At 70.8% G+C, this 17,962-nt stretch carries 12 protein-coding genes; 3 read left to right on the top strand and 9 right to left on the bottom strand.

Features of this window, described 5'->3' with window-relative positions:
* Window positions 1-4: 4 nt before the first annotated feature.
* Window positions 5-1,156, bottom strand: a complete 1,152-nt coding sequence (locus ACIOD1_RS16900) for a citrate synthase (protein WP_401902946.1) — start codon at window positions 1,154-1,156, stop codon at window positions 5-7.
* A 70-nt stretch (window positions 1,157-1,226) separates the two neighbouring features.
* Between ACIOD1_RS16900 and ACIOD1_RS16905 the strand changes: the two genes are divergently transcribed.
* Complete coding sequence (locus tag ACIOD1_RS16905; protein WP_401902948.1) at window positions 1,227-2,507, top strand: citrate synthase; 1,281 nt, start codon at window positions 1,227-1,229, stop codon at window positions 2,505-2,507.
* 39 nt (window positions 2,508-2,546) lie between these two features.
* Here the strand turns inward: ACIOD1_RS16905 and ACIOD1_RS16910 are convergent, their stop codons facing one another.
* The 6 genes from ACIOD1_RS16910 to ACIOD1_RS16935 form a co-directional block, all read right to left on the bottom strand.
* Window positions 2,547-4,154, bottom strand: a complete 1,608-nt coding sequence (locus ACIOD1_RS16910) for a glycoside hydrolase family 13 protein (RefSeq protein ID WP_365616373.1) — start codon at window positions 4,152-4,154, stop codon at window positions 2,547-2,549.
* A 55-nt stretch (window positions 4,155-4,209) separates the two neighbouring features.
* A complete protein-coding gene (locus tag ACIOD1_RS16915) occupies window positions 4,210-5,085 on the bottom strand; it encodes a carbohydrate ABC transporter permease (RefSeq protein WP_401902949.1) in 876 nt (291 codons plus the stop codon).
* A 14-nt stretch (window positions 5,086-5,099) separates the two neighbouring features.
* Window positions 5,100-6,008: a sugar ABC transporter permease gene (locus tag ACIOD1_RS16920; protein WP_365616369.1), complete on the bottom strand. Its 909-nt coding sequence runs from the start codon at window positions 6,006-6,008 to the stop codon at window positions 5,100-5,102.
* A 114-nt stretch (window positions 6,009-6,122) separates the two neighbouring features.
* Window positions 6,123-7,526, bottom strand: coding sequence for an ABC transporter substrate-binding protein (locus ACIOD1_RS16925; RefSeq protein WP_401902951.1), 1,404 nt, complete (start codon window positions 7,524-7,526; stop codon window positions 6,123-6,125).
* Between the two features lie 202 nt (window positions 7,527-7,728).
* Window positions 7,729-8,739: a LacI family DNA-binding transcriptional regulator gene (locus ACIOD1_RS16930; protein WP_365616366.1), complete on the bottom strand. Its 1,011-nt coding sequence runs from the start codon at window positions 8,737-8,739 to the stop codon at window positions 7,729-7,731.
* A 164-nt stretch (window positions 8,740-8,903) separates the two neighbouring features.
* On the bottom strand, window positions 8,904-13,190 hold the full coding sequence (locus ACIOD1_RS16935; protein ID WP_401902953.1) for a discoidin domain-containing protein: 4,287 nt from the start codon (window positions 13,188-13,190) through the stop codon (window positions 8,904-8,906).
* 215 nt (window positions 13,191-13,405) lie between these two features.
* Between ACIOD1_RS16935 and ACIOD1_RS16940 the strand changes: the two genes are divergently transcribed.
* Both ACIOD1_RS16940 and ACIOD1_RS16945 read left to right on the top strand, forming a co-directional pair.
* A complete protein-coding gene (locus ACIOD1_RS16940) occupies window positions 13,406-15,022 on the top strand; it encodes an ATP-binding protein (RefSeq protein ID WP_401902955.1) in 1,617 nt (538 codons plus the stop codon).
* Entirely contained in the window at window positions 15,019-15,726 is a 708-nt protein-coding gene (locus tag ACIOD1_RS16945; RefSeq protein WP_365616360.1) for a response regulator, read from the top strand. The genes ACIOD1_RS16940 and ACIOD1_RS16945 overlap by 4 nt, the downstream gene beginning before the upstream one ends.
* 12 nt (window positions 15,727-15,738) lie before the next feature.
* Here ACIOD1_RS16945 and ACIOD1_RS16950 read toward each other — a convergent pair whose 3' ends face one another.
* Together ACIOD1_RS16950 and ACIOD1_RS16955 are read right to left on the bottom strand one after the other, a co-directional pair.
* The gene (locus tag ACIOD1_RS16950; RefSeq protein ID WP_401902956.1) at window positions 15,739-17,331 is read right to left on the bottom strand and encodes a cation acetate symporter; all 1,593 of its coding nucleotides are present in this window, start codon (window positions 17,329-17,331) and stop codon (window positions 15,739-15,741) included.
* Window positions 17,328-17,813 carry a DUF485 domain-containing protein gene (locus ACIOD1_RS16955; RefSeq protein ID WP_401902958.1) on the bottom strand — a complete coding sequence of 162 codons (486 nt, stop codon included), beginning with the start codon at window positions 17,811-17,813 and terminating at the stop codon, window positions 17,328-17,330. The genes ACIOD1_RS16950 and ACIOD1_RS16955 overlap by 4 nt, the downstream gene beginning before the upstream one ends.
* Between the last annotated feature and the right edge of the window lie 149 nt (window positions 17,814-17,962).

The following is a 17,962-nucleotide window of genomic DNA, read 5'->3' on the forward strand; positions in this document are numbered from 1 at the left end:
GTAGTCAGCGCGGCGTCGGAACCGGGTGCGGTGGGGTCGGACCGGTGTAGCGGGCGGCCGGACGGATGATCTTCGAGTCGGCGGCCTGTTCGAGGATGTTGGCGCTCCATCCGACGACCCGGGCCGCGCAGAAGGTCGGCGTGAACATCTCGCGCGGCAGTCCGCACAGCTCCATGACCACGCCCGCGTAGAACTCCACGTTGGTGTGCAGTTCGCGGCCCGGCTTCAGCTCGGCGAGGATCTCCTCCACCTGCCGTTCCACCTCGACGGCGAACTCCACGAGCGGCCCGCCGAACCCCTGGGCGATCTCGCGCAGCATGCGGGATCGGGGGTCCTCGGTGCGGTAGACGGGGTGTCCGAAGCCCATGATCCGGTCCCCGGCCAGGACGCGTTCGCGGATCCAGGGCCCGATGCGCTCGGTGGTGCCGATGGCGTCGAGGGTGTCCAGGGCGCGGCTCGGCGCTCCGCCGTGGAGGGGGCCGGAGAGCGCGCCGATCGCTCCGGTGAGGCAGGCGGCGAGGTCGGCGCCGGTGGAGGCGATCACCCGGGCGGTGAAGGTGGAGGCGTTGAAGCCGTGGTCGACGGTCGAGATCAGGTACCTCTCGACGGCGCGGGCCCTGATCGGGTCGGGCTCCTCCCCGGTCAGCATCCAGAGGTAGTTCGCGGCGTACGGGAGGTCGTCGCACGGCTCCACCGGCTCCAGCCCCCGACCGAGCCGGTGCAGGGCGGTGAGCAGGGTCGGGACGGCGGCGCAGGCGGCGAGGGCGTCCGCGGAGCGTCGCTCGGGCGTGAGGTCGTAGACCGGGCGGAAGCCGGCCGAGGCGCCGAGCAGGGAGAGGGCGGTGCGCAGCCCGGCGAGCGGTCCGGACAGGGCGCAGGCGCGGGCGAGGGCGGGCAGGGCGCCGCGGACCTCGGCGGGCAGGTGCCGCAGCGGGGCGATCTCGGCTGCGAAGGCGGCGCGGGCGGGTCCGTCGGCGGGGAGGTCGCCGCGGAACATCAGGTGCCAGACGTCCTCGAAGCTCCGGCTCTCGGCCAGCTCGACGGCCGAGTACTGGCGGTAGTGGTAGAAGCCTTCGCGGCCTCGGACGTCACCGAGTTGGGTCTCGGTGACCACGACTCCCGCGAGACCGCGGGGCACATCGACGGTGGTGTTCATGGACCGACCATCCATCCTTGAATCAATCCTTGTCAACGTTGATCCGATCAATCTATGTAGGCTGTGCGTCATGAGTGACGATCCTGCCGGGACCGGCGACGACGCCCCCTCCGCGTCCGACGAGCACCCCCGTCGACCGGCTCCCCGACTGACCACCCGGGAGGCCGCGCAGGTCCTCGGCGTGAAGCCGGCGACCGTGTACGCGTACGTCAGCCGGGGGCAACTCGGCAGTCGTCGGGACCCGACCGGGCGGGGCAGCAGTTTCGACGCGGGCGAGGTGGAGGCCCTGGCCCGGCGCAGCAGGCGCGAGGCGGCCGTCCCGGCCGGGGAGCTGTCCGTACGCACCTCGCTGACCCTCATCGAGGCCGACCGGTACTACTTCCGCGGGGTGGACGCCGTCGAGCTGGCCTCCCGCCACTGCTACGAGGAGGTCGCCGAGTGGCTCTGGACGGGGACCCTGTCGCCCGGTGCCCGGTTCGACGCTCCCCCGGAGGTGCTCGCCGCCGCCCGGCGGGCGGTGGCCGCGCTGCCCGAGCACGGCGGGCCGATCGACCGGCTCCGGGTGGCGGTCGCCGCCGCGGCGGTGGCGGACCCGCTGCGCTTCGACCTGTCGGAGGCGGCCGTACTGGGCTCCGCGCGCTGCCTGATCCCGACCCTGGTCGACGCGCTGCCCCCGGTCGGCGCCCCGGCACGGGACGGGGACGGACGGCTCGCGCGGCGGTTGTGGTCCCGGCTGACCGCGACGGATCCGGACCCGGCGGCCCTGGACGTGCTGGACCTGGCGCTGGGACTGCTGGCCGACCACGACCTGGCCGCCTCCACCTTGGCCGTACGGGTGGCGGCCTCGGCGCGGGCACATCCGTACGCCGCCGTCTCGGCCGGGCTCGGCGCCCTGGAGGGGCCGCTGCACGGGGCGGCCGGGCGACTCGCGCACGGGATGCTGACGCAGGTGCGGGCGCGCGGCGGGGCGGCGCCCGTGGTGGCGGAGTACCTGCGCGCCGGGCAGCGGGTCCCCGGATTCGGCCACCGCCTCTACCGGGGGGAGGACCCGAGGGCCCGGGCGCTGTTCGGGCGGCTGACGGAGCTGCCCGGGGCCGCTCCGGCGCTGGGTGCGGCGCGGGACGTGGCGGCGGTGATGTCCCGCCACGGGCTGCACCCCAACGTGGACCTGGCTCTGGCGGTGCTCACCGTCTCCTGCGGGATGCGGGCGGAGGCCGGGGAGACGGTGTTCGCGGTGTCGCGGACGGCGGGTTGGGTGGCGCACGCCCTGGAGGAGTACCAGGAGCGGCCGCTGCGGATGCGGCCGAGCGGGCACTACGACGGCCCCCGACCGCCCCGGCCGCTGCCGTGACGGGAGGGGGCCGCCGCAGGGGGCGGTCCGGCGGCGGCGTCAGGTCCGCAGCCAGACCGCCGTGTCCCGCGGCAGCAGCCCCGCCCCCTCCAGCGGGGAACTGCTCAGCAGGACGTTCGTGTGGCCCGGGATCGGAACCGGGCCGTCCGACAGGTTGACCACGCACGACAGCCCGTCGGGGCGGGTGAAGGCCAGCACCCCGGGCGGCGCCTCCAGCCACTCCAGCGAGCCGCCTCCGAACCCGCCCGCCACCCGGCGCAGCCGCAGGGCCGTCCGGTACAGGGTGAGCATGGAGTCCGGGTCGCGGTCCTGGAGGTCGGCCGCGTACGCCGCGAAGTGCGCGGGCTGGGGCAGCCAGGGCTCGTTCCAGGGCTCGGCGGTCCAGGGCAGCGGGACCCGGCAGCCGTCCCGGCCGGGGTCGGTGCCGCCGGAGCGGAAGTGCATGGGGTCCTGGATGCGGTCGAGCGGGACGTCGGCTTCGGGCAGCCCCAGTTCCTCGCCCTGGTACACGTAGACGGAGCCGGGCAGGGCCAGCGTCAGCAGGGCGGCGGCCCGGGCCCGTCGGGTGCCGAGCTCCAGGTCGGTGGGGGTGCCGAAGGCCTTGGCGGCGAAGTCGAAGCCGGTCTCGGTCCGGCCGTAGCGGGTGACGGTACGGGTGACGTCGTGGTTGCACAGCACCCAGGTGGCGGGGGCCCCGACGGGCGCGTGCTCGGCGAGGGTCTCCTCGATGGAGGTGCGCAGCCGCCCGGCGTCCCAGGGACAGCTGAGGAAGGAGAAGTTGAAGGCGGTGTGCAGTTCGTCGGGGCGCAGGTAGCGGGCGAAGCGCTCGGTATCGGGCAGCCAGACCTCGCCGACGAACACGGCGCCGTACTCGTCGGCGACGGCCCGCCAGGAGCGGTACACGTCGTGGAGGTCGTCCCGGTCGATGTACGGGTGGCCCCCGCCGGGCCATGGGTCCGGCGAGCGGCCGGCGAGGTCGGGCAGGGCGGGGTCCTTCGCGAGCAGCGCGGCGGAGTCGATCCGTACGCCCGCGACCCCGCGTTCGAACCAGAACCGCAGCACCTCCTCGTGCTCCCGGCGGACCTCGGGGTGGTCCCAGTTGAGGTCGGGCTGCTGCGGGGTGAAGAGGTGCAGGTACCACTCGCCGTCGGGGACCCGGGTCCAGGTGGCGGCGCCGTTGAACTGGGAGGGCCAGTCGCCGGGCGGGAGTTCGCCGTGCTCCCCGCGGCCGGCCCGGAAGTGGAACAGCTCCCGCTCCGGGCTGCCGGGGCCGGCGGCGAGGGCGGCCCGGAACCAGGCGTGCTGGTCGGACACGTGGTTCGGGACCACGTCGACGAGGGTGCGGATGCCGAGCGCGCGGGCCTCCGCGATGAGCTTCTCGGCCTCGTCGAGGGTGCCGAAGGCGGGGTCGATGCGGCGGTAGTCGGCGACGTCGTAGCCGCCGTCGGCGAGCGGGGAGAGGTACCAGGGGGTGAACCAGAGCGCGTCGACGCCCAGCTCCGCCAGGTACGGGAGTCGGGCCCGGACGCCTGCGAGGTCGCCGGTGCCGTCCCCGTCGCCGTCGGCGAAGCTGCGTACGTACACCTGGTAGATGGCGGCCGAGCGCCACCAGTCGGCGTCGCTCGCGGGCAGGGGAAAGTCGGCCACGAGGGGTCCTTTCACTGCGGGTCCGGTGACGGGGGAAGAGGGCGGCTCCGGGCGCTCAGCCCTTGAGGGAGCCTGCCGTCAGGCCGCTCATGATGTTGCGCTGGAAGATGAGGAAGACGATGAGCGTGGGCGCGGAGGCCATCGCGAGTGCGGCGATGAGGTGGTTCTCCGGGACGCCGGTGGAGAGCGAGTAGATGCCCACGTTGAGGGTCTGCAGGGCCGGGTCGGGGAGGGTGAGCATCGGCCAGAGGAAGTCCTTCCAGACCCCGACGATCGCGAAGATCGACACGACTCCGAGGATGGGCCGGGACATCGGCAGGACGATCGAGCGCAGGGTGCGGACGGCGCTCGCCCCGTCGATGGCGGAGGCGTCGAGGATCTCCTGGGGTATGGAGTCGAAGAACCGCTTCAGCAGGAAGATGTTGAAGGCGTTGGTGACGGACGGCAGCCAGATCACCCAGGGCGAGTTGAGCAGGTTCCGCTCGATGAGCGGCATGTCGAGGACCGTGAGGTACTGCGGGACCACGAGGACGGCCGCCGGGATCATCAGTGTCGCCAGCATCATCCCGAGGACGACCTTGCCGAAGACGGGCCGGAGCTTGGACAGCGAGTAGGCGGCGCCCACGTCCAGGACGAGCTGGAAGGCGAGCGCGCCGAAGGCGTAGTAGAGGGTGTTGAAGAGCAGCTTGGCGAGGTCCATGACCTTCCAGGCCGCCGTGAAGTTGTCGGTGTGCAGGGAGTCGGGGACCAGGGTGGGCGGGACCTGGGCGAACTCCTGCGTGCTCTTGAGGCCGTTGGCGACCATCCAGTAGAGGGGGCCGAGGAAGACCAGGGTGAAGGCGATCACGACGAGGGCGAGGACGGTCCAGTAGACGGCCTTGCCCCGGGTGCGGCCGAGTTGGGCCGGGGAGATCAGCGTGCGCTCTGCCATGTGAGGGTCTCCTGTCAGCTCTCGTTGTCGCGGCTGAGGCGGACGTAAAGCGCGGAGAATCCCGCGAGCAGGACGAGCAGGCACAGGCCCAGGGCCGCGGCGGGGCCGTACTGGTTGAAGTTGAAGGCGTACTGGTAGATCTGGACGACCACGGTGGTGGTCGATCCCTCGGGGCCGGCCCCGCCGGTGAGCATGAACGGCTCCACGAAGACCTGCATCGTCGCGATGATCTGCATCAGCAGCATGAGCGAGAGGATGAGCTTGGTCTGCGGGATGGTGACGTGCCAGACCTTGCGCAGGACGCCGGCGCCGTCGAGGTCGGCCGCCTCGTACAACTCGCCCGGGATCCCCTGGAGCGCGGCCAGGTAGATCAGGGTGGCCCCGCCCATGTTCATCCACGTGGAAGCGATGACCACGGAGAGCATCGCGGTATCGGTGGACTGCAACCAATCCTGCGCGGGAAGGTGCAGGAATTGCAGGATCCTGTTGAAGAGGCCGAAACCGGGGTCGTAGAAGTACTTGAAGAGCAGGATCGAGGCCACCGGCGGCATCATCACCGGCAGGTAGACCAGGAGGCGCAGGTACCCCTGTGCGTGGCGGAACTCGTTGAGCACCAGCGCCACGACGAAGGGAACGACAAATCCGAGGATCAGGGCCAGGCCGGTGAACAGGAGCGTGTTGCGCCAGGCCTGCCAGAAGCCGGGGTCGGCGAAGACGTAGGCGAAGTTGTCCCAGCCGACCCAGCGGGTGGCGCCGCTCTCGGTCTTCTGGAAGGCCAGCAGGAACTCCCGGACCATCGGGTACCAGGAGAAGAAGGCGAAGCACAGGACGGCGCCGATCAGGAAGCCGTGGGCCGTGAGGTTGCGCTTGAGCGCCCGGAGGAACTCTGCGCGGGAGTCGCGGGGCAGGGTGGGAGCCGACATCGCCGCTCGCTCCTTGTGGGTCGTCGCCGTCGGTGAACGGATGCTCTGGGGCGGGTGGGGCCCGGGGGGCCGGCGGGGAAGCGGAGAGGCGCACCGCCGGGCCCACCCGGGTCTTTACTGGTTCCCCAGCACCTGGTTGACGGCCTTCTCGGCGTCACCGAGGAGTTGTCCGGCGTCGGCGTTCTTGTTGGTGAGGACACCCGACATCACCTTGTCGAGGACCTTGTAGACCTCTTGCGCCTTCAGCGGCTCCGGCTTGCCGGGGACCGGGTTGTCCAGGAAGGACTTGAAGTTCGCGACGGGCATGGTCGCGCTCGCGGCCTTCAGCTCGTCGTCCTTGGCCTTGCTCGCGCCGGTGAAGAAGGCCGGCTGCGGCAGGCCCACGGGCAGGCCGTCGGTCTTGCTGCGGTCGTACTGGAACTGGCCCTTGCCGACGGCGAGGGTCTTGAAGTTGAGCCAGGCCACGGCGGCCTTGACCTTGTCCGGGGAGCTGCCCTTCTTGATCAGGTAGCCGTTGCCACCCGCCAAGGTGGACGCTCCGCCGGGAATCGGGCCCATGCCGAAGTTCTCGTACTTCGCGCCGAGCTGCTGGACCATGTACGTGATGTCGTCGGGCGCGGCGAGGAACATGCCGAGCTTGTCCGAGGCCATCTGCTTCTGCAGGTCGCCCCACTTGAGCAGCTGGGTCTTGCCCATGCTGTCGTCCTCCCAGCGCATGGCGTGGAGGTTCTCGACGATCTTCCGGCCGGTGTCGTTGTTGAAGGCGGCCTCGCCGTCGGCGCCCACGACGTCGCCGCCGAGTCCGTACATGGCGGCGGTGTAGTGCCATCCGCCGGTGTTCTCGACGCTGTACTCGCCGTAGCCGGAAGTGCCGTTGCCCAGGGCGGCGATCTTCTTGGCGGCGGCCCGGACCTCTTCCCAGGTGCGCGGCGGGGCGTCGGGGTCGAGGCCCGCGTCCTTGAAGAGCTTGCGGTTGATCAGCAGGCCCATCGTGTAGTTGCTGGTGGGCACCCCGTAGAGCTTGCCGTCCTGCTTGAGGACGTTCAGCACGTTCTTGTCGATGTCGTCGAGGGCGGGCACGGACTTGGGGGTGACGTAGGCGGAGATGTCCTCGGCCCCGTCGTTGTCGAGGACCTGCTTGAGGTCGGTGAAGTAGGCGTAGAAGACGTCCGGCTGCGACTTGGCCTTGAGCATGGCGGTGAAGCGCGGGGGCTCCAGGCACTGGCCGGGGGTGGACCGGCCCTCGATCGTGACGTTCGGGTAGGTCTTGTTGAACTCCGCCACGTCCTCCTTCCACTCCTTGAGCTCGGCTGCCTTGGCCGCGGGCGGCATGCAGTCGATGGAGAGGGTGACCTTGGTCTTCGGGTCGAGCGGGGACGAGGCGTCGGCGCCGCCCGTGGAGGGCTGCTCCTTCGGGTCGTCGCCGCCGCTGCTGCTGGTGCCACAGGCCGCGAGGGCGGTGACGGCCAGCGCGGAGACAAGGGCGGCCGCGACGTTGCGGCGGACGTTGGTTCTCATCGGTGGACCCCTTCGAGCTTCGAGCAGGAGGCGTGGGGGCGAGCGGGGCACACTCAACCACCACCGACAGATGAACGCAATATCTCGCGCAGATTTCGTAAGCCATTGACATCAGGAGGTCACAGCGGTGTCTCTGGAACGCAAAAAAGGCCCGGAAACGTCGACATGACGTTTCCGGACCCGGTATCCCTGTCGTACGGGGCTACCCGCGCGGCGCCTGCGCGGTGGAGCCCCGCACCACCAGCTCGGGCTCGAACAGCAGCTCCCCGGGCTGCACCGCGGCGCCCTGGATCTGCGAGGTGAGGAGCTCGACGGCGGCCCGACCCATGGCCTCGATGGGCTGGCGGACGGTGGTCAGCGGGGGCTCGGTGCAGTTCATGAAGGCCGAGTCGTCGTAGCCGACCACTGAGACCTCCCGGGGCACGTCGAGACCGCGCCGGCGGGCGGCCCGTACGGCGCCCAGGGCGAGGGGGTCGCTCGCGCAGATGATGCCGGTGATCCCGCGGTCCAGCAGCCGGGAGGCGGCCGCGTGGCCACCCTCCAGGGAGAACAGGGTCCGCTCCACGTGAGCGGCGGGCAGCTCCGCCCCGGCCGCCGCGACGACGGCCTGTGCGGCCACCAGCTTGCGCAGCGAGGGGATGTGGTCCGCCGGTCCGAGGACCAGTCCGATCCTCTCGTGCCCGAGGGAGGCCAGGTGCCGCCAGGCCTGTTCGACCGCCACGGCGTCGTCACAGGAGACGCACGGGAAACCCAGATCCTCTATCGAGGCGTTGATCAGCACCACCGGAACCTTGCGCTCCGACAACAGACGGTAGTGGTCGTGGGGGGCGTCCGCCTGAGCGAACAGTCCGCCGGCGAAGACCACCCCGGACACCTGCTGCTGAAGCAGCAGTTCCACGTAGTCGGCCTCCGAGACGCCGCCGGTGGTCTGCGTGCACAACACCGGGGTCAGCCCCTGTTGCGCGAGGGCCCCGCCGATGACCTCGGCAAAGGCGGGGAAGATCGGATTCTGGAGTTCCGGCAGGACCAGCCCGACCAACCTGGCCCGCTCGCCCCGTAGCTGGGTCGGGCGTTCGTAGCCGAGAACGTCGAGGGCGGTCAGCACGGATTGGCGGGTGGAGTCCGAGACGCCCGGCTTGCCGTTGAGCACCCGGCTGACCGTTGCCTCGCTGACTCCCACCTTCTTCGCCACTTGAGCAAGTCGTCGCGTCATGCACGCAAGCCTAGCGCAAGCGATGCAAGTCGCTTGCGGTTCGCTCGACCGCCGTGCGGGCGCCCCCACGCGGGTGCGGGAGCGCGCCCGTGACGCACCGGTGGCGAGGCGCCCCCGCACCGGGGGCGCCCCGCTCTGGTCGGTGCCGCAAGACCCCGCAGGGGCTACGGCAGCTGGTTGATCCGGAACGTCGAGGTCGTGTTCCGGATGTCCACGGCGTTGTCGCCCGTCCGCAGGTTCTGGATGGTCACCTCGCCGACCGCCGGTCCCTGACCCGCCTCGGGCATCTCGTTCGCCCAGAGCCCGAAGCCCGACTTGGCGTCGAAGGCGTCACCGCTCTTGCGCGCCCCGGTGATCGTGATGTCCTTCAGGATGGTGTCCTTGATGGGGTTGACGGGCTGGCCGCCGACGTACTGCGTCTGGAACATGATTCCGCTGTACGTCGGGTCGACGATGTCGACGTTGTTGATCCGGATGCCCTGGAACACCTTCGACGCCGAGAAGATCCAGATTCCGGGGAAGGTCTGCCCTCCCCAGAAGTGACCGCCGGAGCGGACGATCGAGATGTTCTCGAAGGTCGTCGGATCGGTCCCGAACCCGTTCATCGGGTACCCGAAGTCCAGCGAGCTGATGGTGATGCCGGAGTAGACGAGGGTGTCGGCGATGTGGATGTTGCGGAAGGTGTTGTTGAAGCCCCCGTAGACGGCCACACCGGCCGCGCGCCAGGTGAGGATCGTGGTCAGGTTCTCGTAGACGTTGTTCTTCATGTCCGCGCCGCCCGCGTCGATCGCGGAGAACAGCGCGAAGCTGTCGTCGCCGGTGGCCCGTGCCTCGTTGTTCGTGACGAGGTTGTCCGTGCTCCCGTTCGTCATGTTGATGCCGTCCGCGAACATGTCGCGGATCCGCGAGTTCTTGATGGTGATCCGGTCCGTGTTGGCGCCCCAGTAGAGGCAGACCATGTGTTCGTTCCAGATGTTGTCGATGGTGATGTCGCTGACGTTGGCGAAGTCGAAGACCTTGCCGGGGCCGTCGATCCGTGACGTGTAGTTGCCGAAGTAGGCGAATCCGGAGAAGGACGATCCCTTCGCGGTGCCCTCGGCGCGCCAGCCGATGTCGGTGTTGTCCTGGGCGGACGGGGCGTGGAAGCGGGTGAACCAAGGTCCCGCGCCGACGACCTGGACGGCCTTGCCGTAGACCTGGAACTTGCTCGACGTGTCGTAGTCGCCGGCCGGCAGGTAGACGCCGACGAGCTTGCCGGTGGTGTCCATGCGGACCTTGTCCAGGGCGTTCTGTACGTCCTGGTGGGAGAAGCCGGTGGGCACCGTGAAGGTCGCCGGGTCCGGGTTGGGCGTCTGCGCGGCCTGCTCAAGGCTCACGAAGTCGATGGCGTAGGCGGAGGTGTTGGCCGCGTCCTTCTGGAGGCGGATCTTGCTGCCCTGCGGGATGGTCTCACCCAGCAGGATGTTGGCCTCGTCGTAGATGTGGCGGGGCGCTCCGGCGCTCGGGGAGTTGCCCGGGGAGGCCTCGGCCCCGTAGAGCCAGGCGTACTTGGAGGTCAGCGGCAGGGCCTTCTTCAGGGTGCCGTTGACGTAGAGGTTCAGCGTGGAGTCGATGCCCCCGCCGCCCGGTGCGTCCGGGATGGAGAAGCGCGTGACCAGGGTGTTGGTCGCGGCCCGGGTGGTGAACTCCACGTACTCGCCGGTCGCGTCGAGGTTCACGGCCTTGCGACCGGAAGCCTCGCCCGCGATGTCGCCGATGGTGCGGTTGGGCCCGACGACCTGGGCTCCGCCGCCGACGGACGCGTCCTCCGCCTCGTACATGTCGAAGGGCATGTTCGCCCCGCGGCCCACGAAGAAGGACCGGGTGGAGGTGTTGTTGGCACGCTTGACCGGAAGCTCGTTCGCGTCGTCGGCGAGCACCACCTTGACGCCGTACCTGCCGTTGGCGGCGGGCCAGCTGCCGAGCGCGATCGGGGCCGAGGAGGCTCCGGCCGCGAGGGCCCCGCTGAAGGAACCCGTCAGCGTACGGATGGTCGCGCCGCCCGCGTCCTGGAGGGTGAGGGTGACCTGGTGCGCGCCGGAGGCGGCGGCGACGGAGCCCTGGTTCTTGACGGTGACGGTGAAGTTCACCGTCTGTCCCGCCGAGGGGGCGCTCGGCGACCAGCTGACGGCCGAGGCGACCAGGTCGGAGCTGTCCACGGGACGGACCACCAGCGGGGTGCCCGTGAAGGAGTTGTTGCTGTCGTTCTGCTCCACGACGGTGTTCGCCTCGTCGACGATCGCGCCGAGCGGGTACGTCCCGGCGTCGCGCGCGCCGATCTGCGCCGTGACGGTGGCGCTCGCGCCCGCCGCCAGCGCGGGAACGGCGGCGGTACCGACCTTCGTACCGCCGAGCTGGAAGGTGACGTTGGTGGCGGCGGCGGGGGCCGGACCGCTGTTCTTGACGGTGGCGGAGAGCGTGACCGGGTCCGACTCCACCGGCGCGGACGGCGCCGCGCTCAGGGCCGTGACCACGAGGTCCGGGTTGGGCGCCGGAACGCCGATGACCTGGAACTCGGCGATCTGCCCGTTCGAGGAGCCGGTGTTGGCGGTGAAGCGCAGCTGTACGTCCGCGACGCGGGCGGTCAGCGGGATGGTGACGGTGTTGCCGGACGCCGGGTCGAAGACGTAGTCCTTGGCGGCGATCAGACCGGTCGCGCCCGGGGCTCCCTGCTCCCGACCCAGGACCTGGATGCTCTGGGTGCGCCTGCCCCAGGAACTGTCGGGGTTGACCTTGAGGACCAGGCTGCTGACGTCGGCGTTCGCGCCGAGCTTGACCGTCAGGGTGCTGGGGTAGGCCCCGCCGGCGCCCTCCCAGTAGGTGGCGGTGTTGTTGTCGTTGGCGTTCTCCGCGACGAAGGTGTGGATGACGGAGCTGGCCTCGACGGGCTTGCCCACGGCCAGGTTGGAACCGCCGCCCCCGGTGCCGTTGCGGGTCACCTGGTTGCTGTCGCCGGAGCGGTTGCCGGCCGCATCCTTGGCCCGGACGAAGTAGGTCACGGTGGCGGTGGCCGGCTGGGTGTCGGTGAAGGTGGTCGTGTTGCCGGCGACGGTGGTGCGCAGCACGTTGTTCGCGTAGACCTCGTAGCCACTGACCCCGACGTTGTCGGTGGAGGCCTGCCAGGTCAGCTTGACCTGGTCGGCGGCCGGAGCGGTGAGCGCGAGGGAGCCGGGCGCGGTCGGCGCCTGGGTGTCACCGGTGTCGCCGGCTCGGGTCACGCTGTTGCTGTTGGGCGACTGGTTGCCGGCGGCGTCCTTGGCGCGGACGAAGTAGGTGACGCTCGTGCCGGTGGGCTGGGTGTCGGTGAAGGTGGTGACGTTCCCGGCGACGGTGCTGCGCAGTTGGTTGTTGGCGTAGACGTCGTAGCCGGTGACGGCCGTGTTGTCGGTCGCGTCCTTCCAGGTCAGCTTGACCTGGCCGGTGGCGGGCTCGGTGTAGGCCAGCTCGGAGGGGGCGGTCGGCGCCTGGGTGTCGCCGGTCTGGGGCCCGTAGATCTCCAGCTCCGAGAGCTGTCCGGCGGACTGCACGCTGTTGGCGGTGATCAGGACGCGCAGGTAGCGGGTGGTGGCCGCGTCGAAGGAGACGGTCACCGCGTTGCCGACGGCCTGGTTGAACTCGTAGCCCTTGGAGGCGCTGAGGTCGGTGAAGTCCGTGCCGTTGGCGCTGCCCTGGATCTTGAGCGTCTGGGTACGGGTGCCCCAGCCGTCGGGCAGGCGCAGGACCACTCGGTCGACGCGGACGGAGGCGCCGAGGTCGGCCTGGAGCCACTGCGGCAGGGCGTTGTTCGCGCTCTCCCAGTAGCTCGCGTTGTTGCCGTCGTTGGCGTTGGGGGCGGCGTAGACCTGCGTGGAGCTGCTCGCGGTCAGGGTCTTGCCGAGGGCCAGGTTGGTGGTGGACTCGCCGGCGGCGCGGACCTCCAGCTCGGACAGCTGCGCGGCCTGCCAGCCGGTGTTGGCGGTGATCTCCACGCGGACGAAGCGGGTCTGGGTCGCGGGGAAGGTGATCGTCACCGTGTTGGCGCCGCCCTGGGTGAAGGCGTAGGAGGCGGAGGCGACCAGGGTGGTGAAGGCGGTGCCGTCGGCGCTGCCCTGGACCGAGAGGGTCTGGTTCCGGCTCTCCCAGGCCGCGGGCAGTTTCAGCACCACCTGATCGACGCGGGCCGTGGCACCGAGGTCGGCCTGCACCCACTGCGGGAGGGCGCTCCCCGCGCTCTCCCAGTAGGTGGACTGGTTGCTGTCGGTGGCATTGCCGGCGGTGTAGGCGCCGTTGCTGCTGCTGGCGGCCGCGGGGCGGCCCGCCGCGACGCTCGGTCCACCGGCGGCCGCGGCGGTCAGGGCGGGCATGCCCAACAACAGCAGGGTCGTACTGACGGCGGCGGCCACGACCCGCCACCTCCAGAAGTGCCTTCTCATATGTCCTCGTCCCTCGACATGAGCTTTCCGAACCAGTTGAGACAGGAATTTGCGGCGTTCGGTGCGAGAATTGCAGAGCGATGCTCAGGCGTCCACACTCCTGACCACAGATTCCGGGCTGTATTCCTTGCGCAAGCTGGGCGCAAATAACGCAAGTGATTTGCGTAGACAGGAGAAATTCCGCTTATGCCCGAACCGACCTACGGTTGCTGGTCATGCGGTTCCTCTCCACGAGCGCTCGGCGCCTCGGGCTGCCCCGACGGGCCGTCTCCCAGATCCTGCTCACCCAGCTCGCCATCGCCGCCGGGGTCCTCACGCTGGCCACGGGCCTCTTCCTGGCACCCCTCGGGGCCCAGCTCGACGACCAGGCCATGCGGCGCGCGCTGGCGATTGCCCAGAGCGCGGCAGCCGACCCGTCACTCGCCGCCGACCTCCTGCGCACCCGCCCCGAGGCGGACACCCCGGTCCAATCGGCGGCCGAACGCGTCCGCCGGGCGACGGGCGCCGAGTACGTGGTCGTCATCGACCTGGAGGGCATCCGCCGCTCCCACCCCAGCCCCGCCCTGATCGGACGGCCCGTCTCCACCGACCCGAGCGAGGCCCTCGCGGGCCACGAGGTGATGGAGATCGACGTGGGCACCCTGGGCAGGTCCGCGCGCGGCAAGGTCCCGCTCCTGGCCGGCGACGGGGAGATCGTCGGAGCGGTGTCCGTCGGCATCGCCTACGAGGGGGTGCGCGACCGCCTGCTGGGAGCCATCCCCGGACTGCTCGCCTACGCGGGAGGAGCCCTGGCGGTCGGCGCCCTCGCCGCCTACCTGCTGTCGCGCAGGATCCAGCGACAGACCCGGGACCTTGCCTTCTCGGACATCGCAGGCCTGCTCGCGGAACGCGAGGCGATGCTCCACTCCATCCGCGAGGGCGTGATCGCCCTCGACCGCGAGGACCGGGTGCGCCTGGTCAACGACGAAGCCGCCCGCCTCCTGGGACTCACCCCGGAGACGGCCGCCCTGGCCACCGGACGCCCCCTGGACGAGGTGATCGGCACCGGCCGCACCGGTGACGTCCTGGCCGGCCGCGTCACCGGCAAGGACCTGCTCACCGTCCAGGGCCCGCGCGTCCTGGTCGCCAACCGGATGCCCACCGTCGACGGCGGCGCCGTCGCCACCCTGCGCGACCGCACCGAGGTGGAGCACCTCGGCCGCGAACTCGACTCCACCAAGGGCCTGATCGACGCCCTGCGCGCCCAGGACCACGAGCACGCCAACCGCCTGCACACCGTGCTCGGCCTGCTCGAACTCGGCCTGCACGAGGAGGCGGTCGAGTTCGTCAACGAGGTCGTCGGGGGCCACCGCACCACGGCCGAGCAGGTGACCGAGAAGGTCCACGACCCCCTGCTCGCCGCCCTCCTGGTCGGCAAGGCCACCGTCGCGGCGGAGCGCGGTGTCCCGCTGCGCCTGGCCCCGGCCACGCTCCTCCCCGACCGCCTGGTGGACCCGGGCGGCCTCGTGACGATCCTCGGCAACCTCGTCGACAACGCCCTGGACGCGGCGGTGGGCTCGGCCGCGCCCCTGGTGGAGGTCGACATCCGGGCCCAAGGGCGCACCGCCGTGCTCAGGGTGCGCGACAGCGGCCCGGGGATCCCCGCCGCACGGCGCGAGGAGATCTTCACGGAGGGCTGGTCGACCAAGCAGCCCAAGGCCCACCGCGAGCGTGGGCTGGGGCTCGCCCTCGTACGCCGCCTCGCGGAACGGCAGGGCGGCAGCGCCCGGGCCGGGGAGGCAGCGGACGGAGGGGCGGAGTTCTCCGTCGTACTCCCGGAGGCCCTGCGATGAACGAGACCCCGATGCACGTATTGGTCGTCGACGACGACATGCGTGTTGCCCGGATCAACGCGGCGTACGTGGCGAAGGTTCCCGGCTTCGAGGTGTCCGGCCAGGCCCATTGCGCGGCGGACGCCCTGCGGTTCCTCACCGCCCACCCGGTCGACCTCGTCCTCCTCGACCACTACCTCCCGGACGAGAACGGCCTCGACCTCGTGCGCCGCCTGCGCCAGCTCGGCCGGCACACCGACGTGATCATGGTCACCGCCGCCCGGGACCTGGCCACCGTGCAGGCGGCGATGCGTCTGGGCGCCCTGCAGTACCTGGTCAAACCGTTCACCTTCGCCGGCCTGCGCGCCAAGCTGGAGGCCTACGCCGACCTACGCCGTTCCCTCTCCGTAGGAGGCGAGGCCGAACAGGCGGAGGTCGACCGCATCTTCGGCGCCCTCGCCGCCGCCGGCACTCCGAACGAGCTGCCCAAGGGTCACTCCCCCACCACCGCGGAACTGGTCCGCCAGGTGCTCATGACCGCCGAGGGCCCGCTCTCGACCGCGCAGATCGCCGAACGCTCCGGCATCAGCCGGCAGACCGCGCAGCGCTACCTCAAGCTCCTGGACCGCGCGGGGCGGGTCAGCCTCGCCCTGCGCTACGGCGAGACCGGCCGCCCCGAACACCGCTACACCTGGACCCCGAGCGGCCGGACCGCCGGCGGTTGAGAGCCGGGTGGCTCACACCGCCCCGGCGCCCGTCAGCGAACGGACCTCGATCTCGGCGTGCTTGCGCTCGTCCGGCTCCTCGGCGGACGTCACCGTCCCCAGCCAGCCCGCCAGGAATCCGAGCGGGATCGAGATGATCCCCGGGTTCTGCAGCGGGAAGTACTGGAAGTCCACTCCGGGGAAGAGCGATCCGGGGCTCCCGGACATCACGGGCGACAGCACGACGAGCAGCACGGCCGGGATCAGTCCCCCGTAGACCGACCAGACGGCCCCCCGGGTGGTGAACCCCCGCCAGAACAGCGAGTACAGCAACACCGGCAGGTTCGCCGAGGCCGCCACCGCGAAGGCCAGCCCCACCAGGAAGGCCACGTTGAGGTCTTGGGCCAGCAGCCCGAGTCCGATCGCCGTGGCCCCGATCCCGACGGCGGCCACGCGGGCCACGGCCACCTCGCTGCGCTGGCGTGCGTGCCGGCGCTTGAGGGAGGCGTACAGGTCGTGCGCGACGGAGGCCGACGAGGCCAGCGTGATCCCGGCGACCACCGCGAGGATGGTCGCGAAGGCGATGGCGGCGGTGAACGCGAACAGCACGGCGCCACCCGTGGATTGGGCGCCCCCGCCGAGGTAGGCCGCGAGCAGCGGCACGGCCGTGTTGCCCGAGGCGTTGGAGGCGCGCACCTCGGCCGGCCCGAGCAGCGCGGCCGCGCCGAACCCGAGCACGATCGTCATCAGGTAGAAGGCACCGATGAGCCCAATCGCCCAGACGACCGAACGACGGGCGGCCCGGGCGGTCGGCACGGTGTAGAAGCGGGACAGGATGTGCGGCAGTCCGGCCGTGCCCAGGACGAGCGCCAGACCGAGGCTCATGAAGTCGAACCGGGCCGTCCAGTCACCGCCGTACTTGAGCCCGGGGCCCAGGAACCGCATCCCCTTGCCGCTCCGCTCGGCGGCGCCGGTGAGCAGGGCGTTGAAGTCGCCGTGGAAACGTAGCAGGACGAGCACGGTCAGCGTGATCGCGCCGCCCATGAGCAGTACGGCCTTCACGATCTGGATCCAGGTGGTGGCCCGCATCCCGCCGAAGGACACGTAGACCACCATCAGGGCGCCGACCCCGATCACGGTCAGGGTCCGGGCAGCGGGTCCGGAGTCCCCGAGCAACAGGCCGATCAGGCTGCCCGCGCCGACCATCTGCGCGACCAGGTAGAGCACCGAGACCACCACCGAGGAGGTACCGGCGGCGATCCGCACGGGCCGCTCGCTCATCCGGGCGGCGACGACGTCGGCGAGGGTGAAGCGCCCGCAGTTGCGGACCAGTTCGGCCACCAGGAACAGCACCACCAACCAGGCCACGAGGAAGCCGACCGAGTACAGCAGGCCGTCGTATCCGAAGAGGGCGATCAGGCCGGAGATGCCGAGGAAGGAGGCGGCGGACATGTAGTCGCCCGCGATGGCGAAGCCGTTCTCCATGGGCGAGAACAGTCGCCCGCCGGCGTAGAACTCCTCCGGCGAGCCGTGCCGGTTGCGGCTGACCCAGGTGGTGATGCCGAGGGTGACGGCGATGAAGACGCTGAACAGGATCAGCGCCAGCGTCTGGTGCTCGGTGGTCACCGGCCCTCCCCGAAGGCCCGGTTGCGCTCCTGGTCGCGCTCCTGCTCGAAGACCGTCCAGCGCAGGTCGAGCGCGGCCCGGTCCCGGCGCAGCCGCGCGTGCCGGGCGTAGGCCCAGGTGAGGAGGAAGGTGGTCAGGAACTGCCCGAGGCCCGCCACCAGCGCCACATTGACCGCGCCGGCCACGGGCCGGGCCATCAACTCGGGGGCCGCGGTGGCGGCGACCACGTAGGCGACGTACCAGAGGAAGAATCCGACGGTCGCGGGGACGACGAACCTCCGGTAGCGCCCCCGGACTTCCTGGAAGGCGGCGCTGCGCTGCACTTCCAGATAGATGTCCGACGCGACGGGCGCGGCCCGACCGCCACCGGCCGCGGGCTGCGGGACCGTTTCCCCGCCCTCGCCCCAGCCCACGGCCAGTGCGTCGTACCAGGGGTCGTCGAGCCGGATCGTTCCGGCATCGCGACCATCGAGCTTGTCCACCGAACTCTCCTTGTCCGCCGCCGCATTGGCCGCGTGTCCCAAGGATGTACTCAGTGGGCGATTTCGGAATGGTTGTCCCGGTGCTCTTCACTCATACAGGTGAGGAAATGACGGACATCCGTGTTTGAGGGGCGAGAACGGGCTCTCGC

The organism is Streptomyces sp. NPDC088097, assembly GCF_044741845.1.
Taxonomy (GTDB): Bacteria; Actinomycetota; Actinomycetes; order Streptomycetales; family Streptomycetaceae; genus Streptomyces.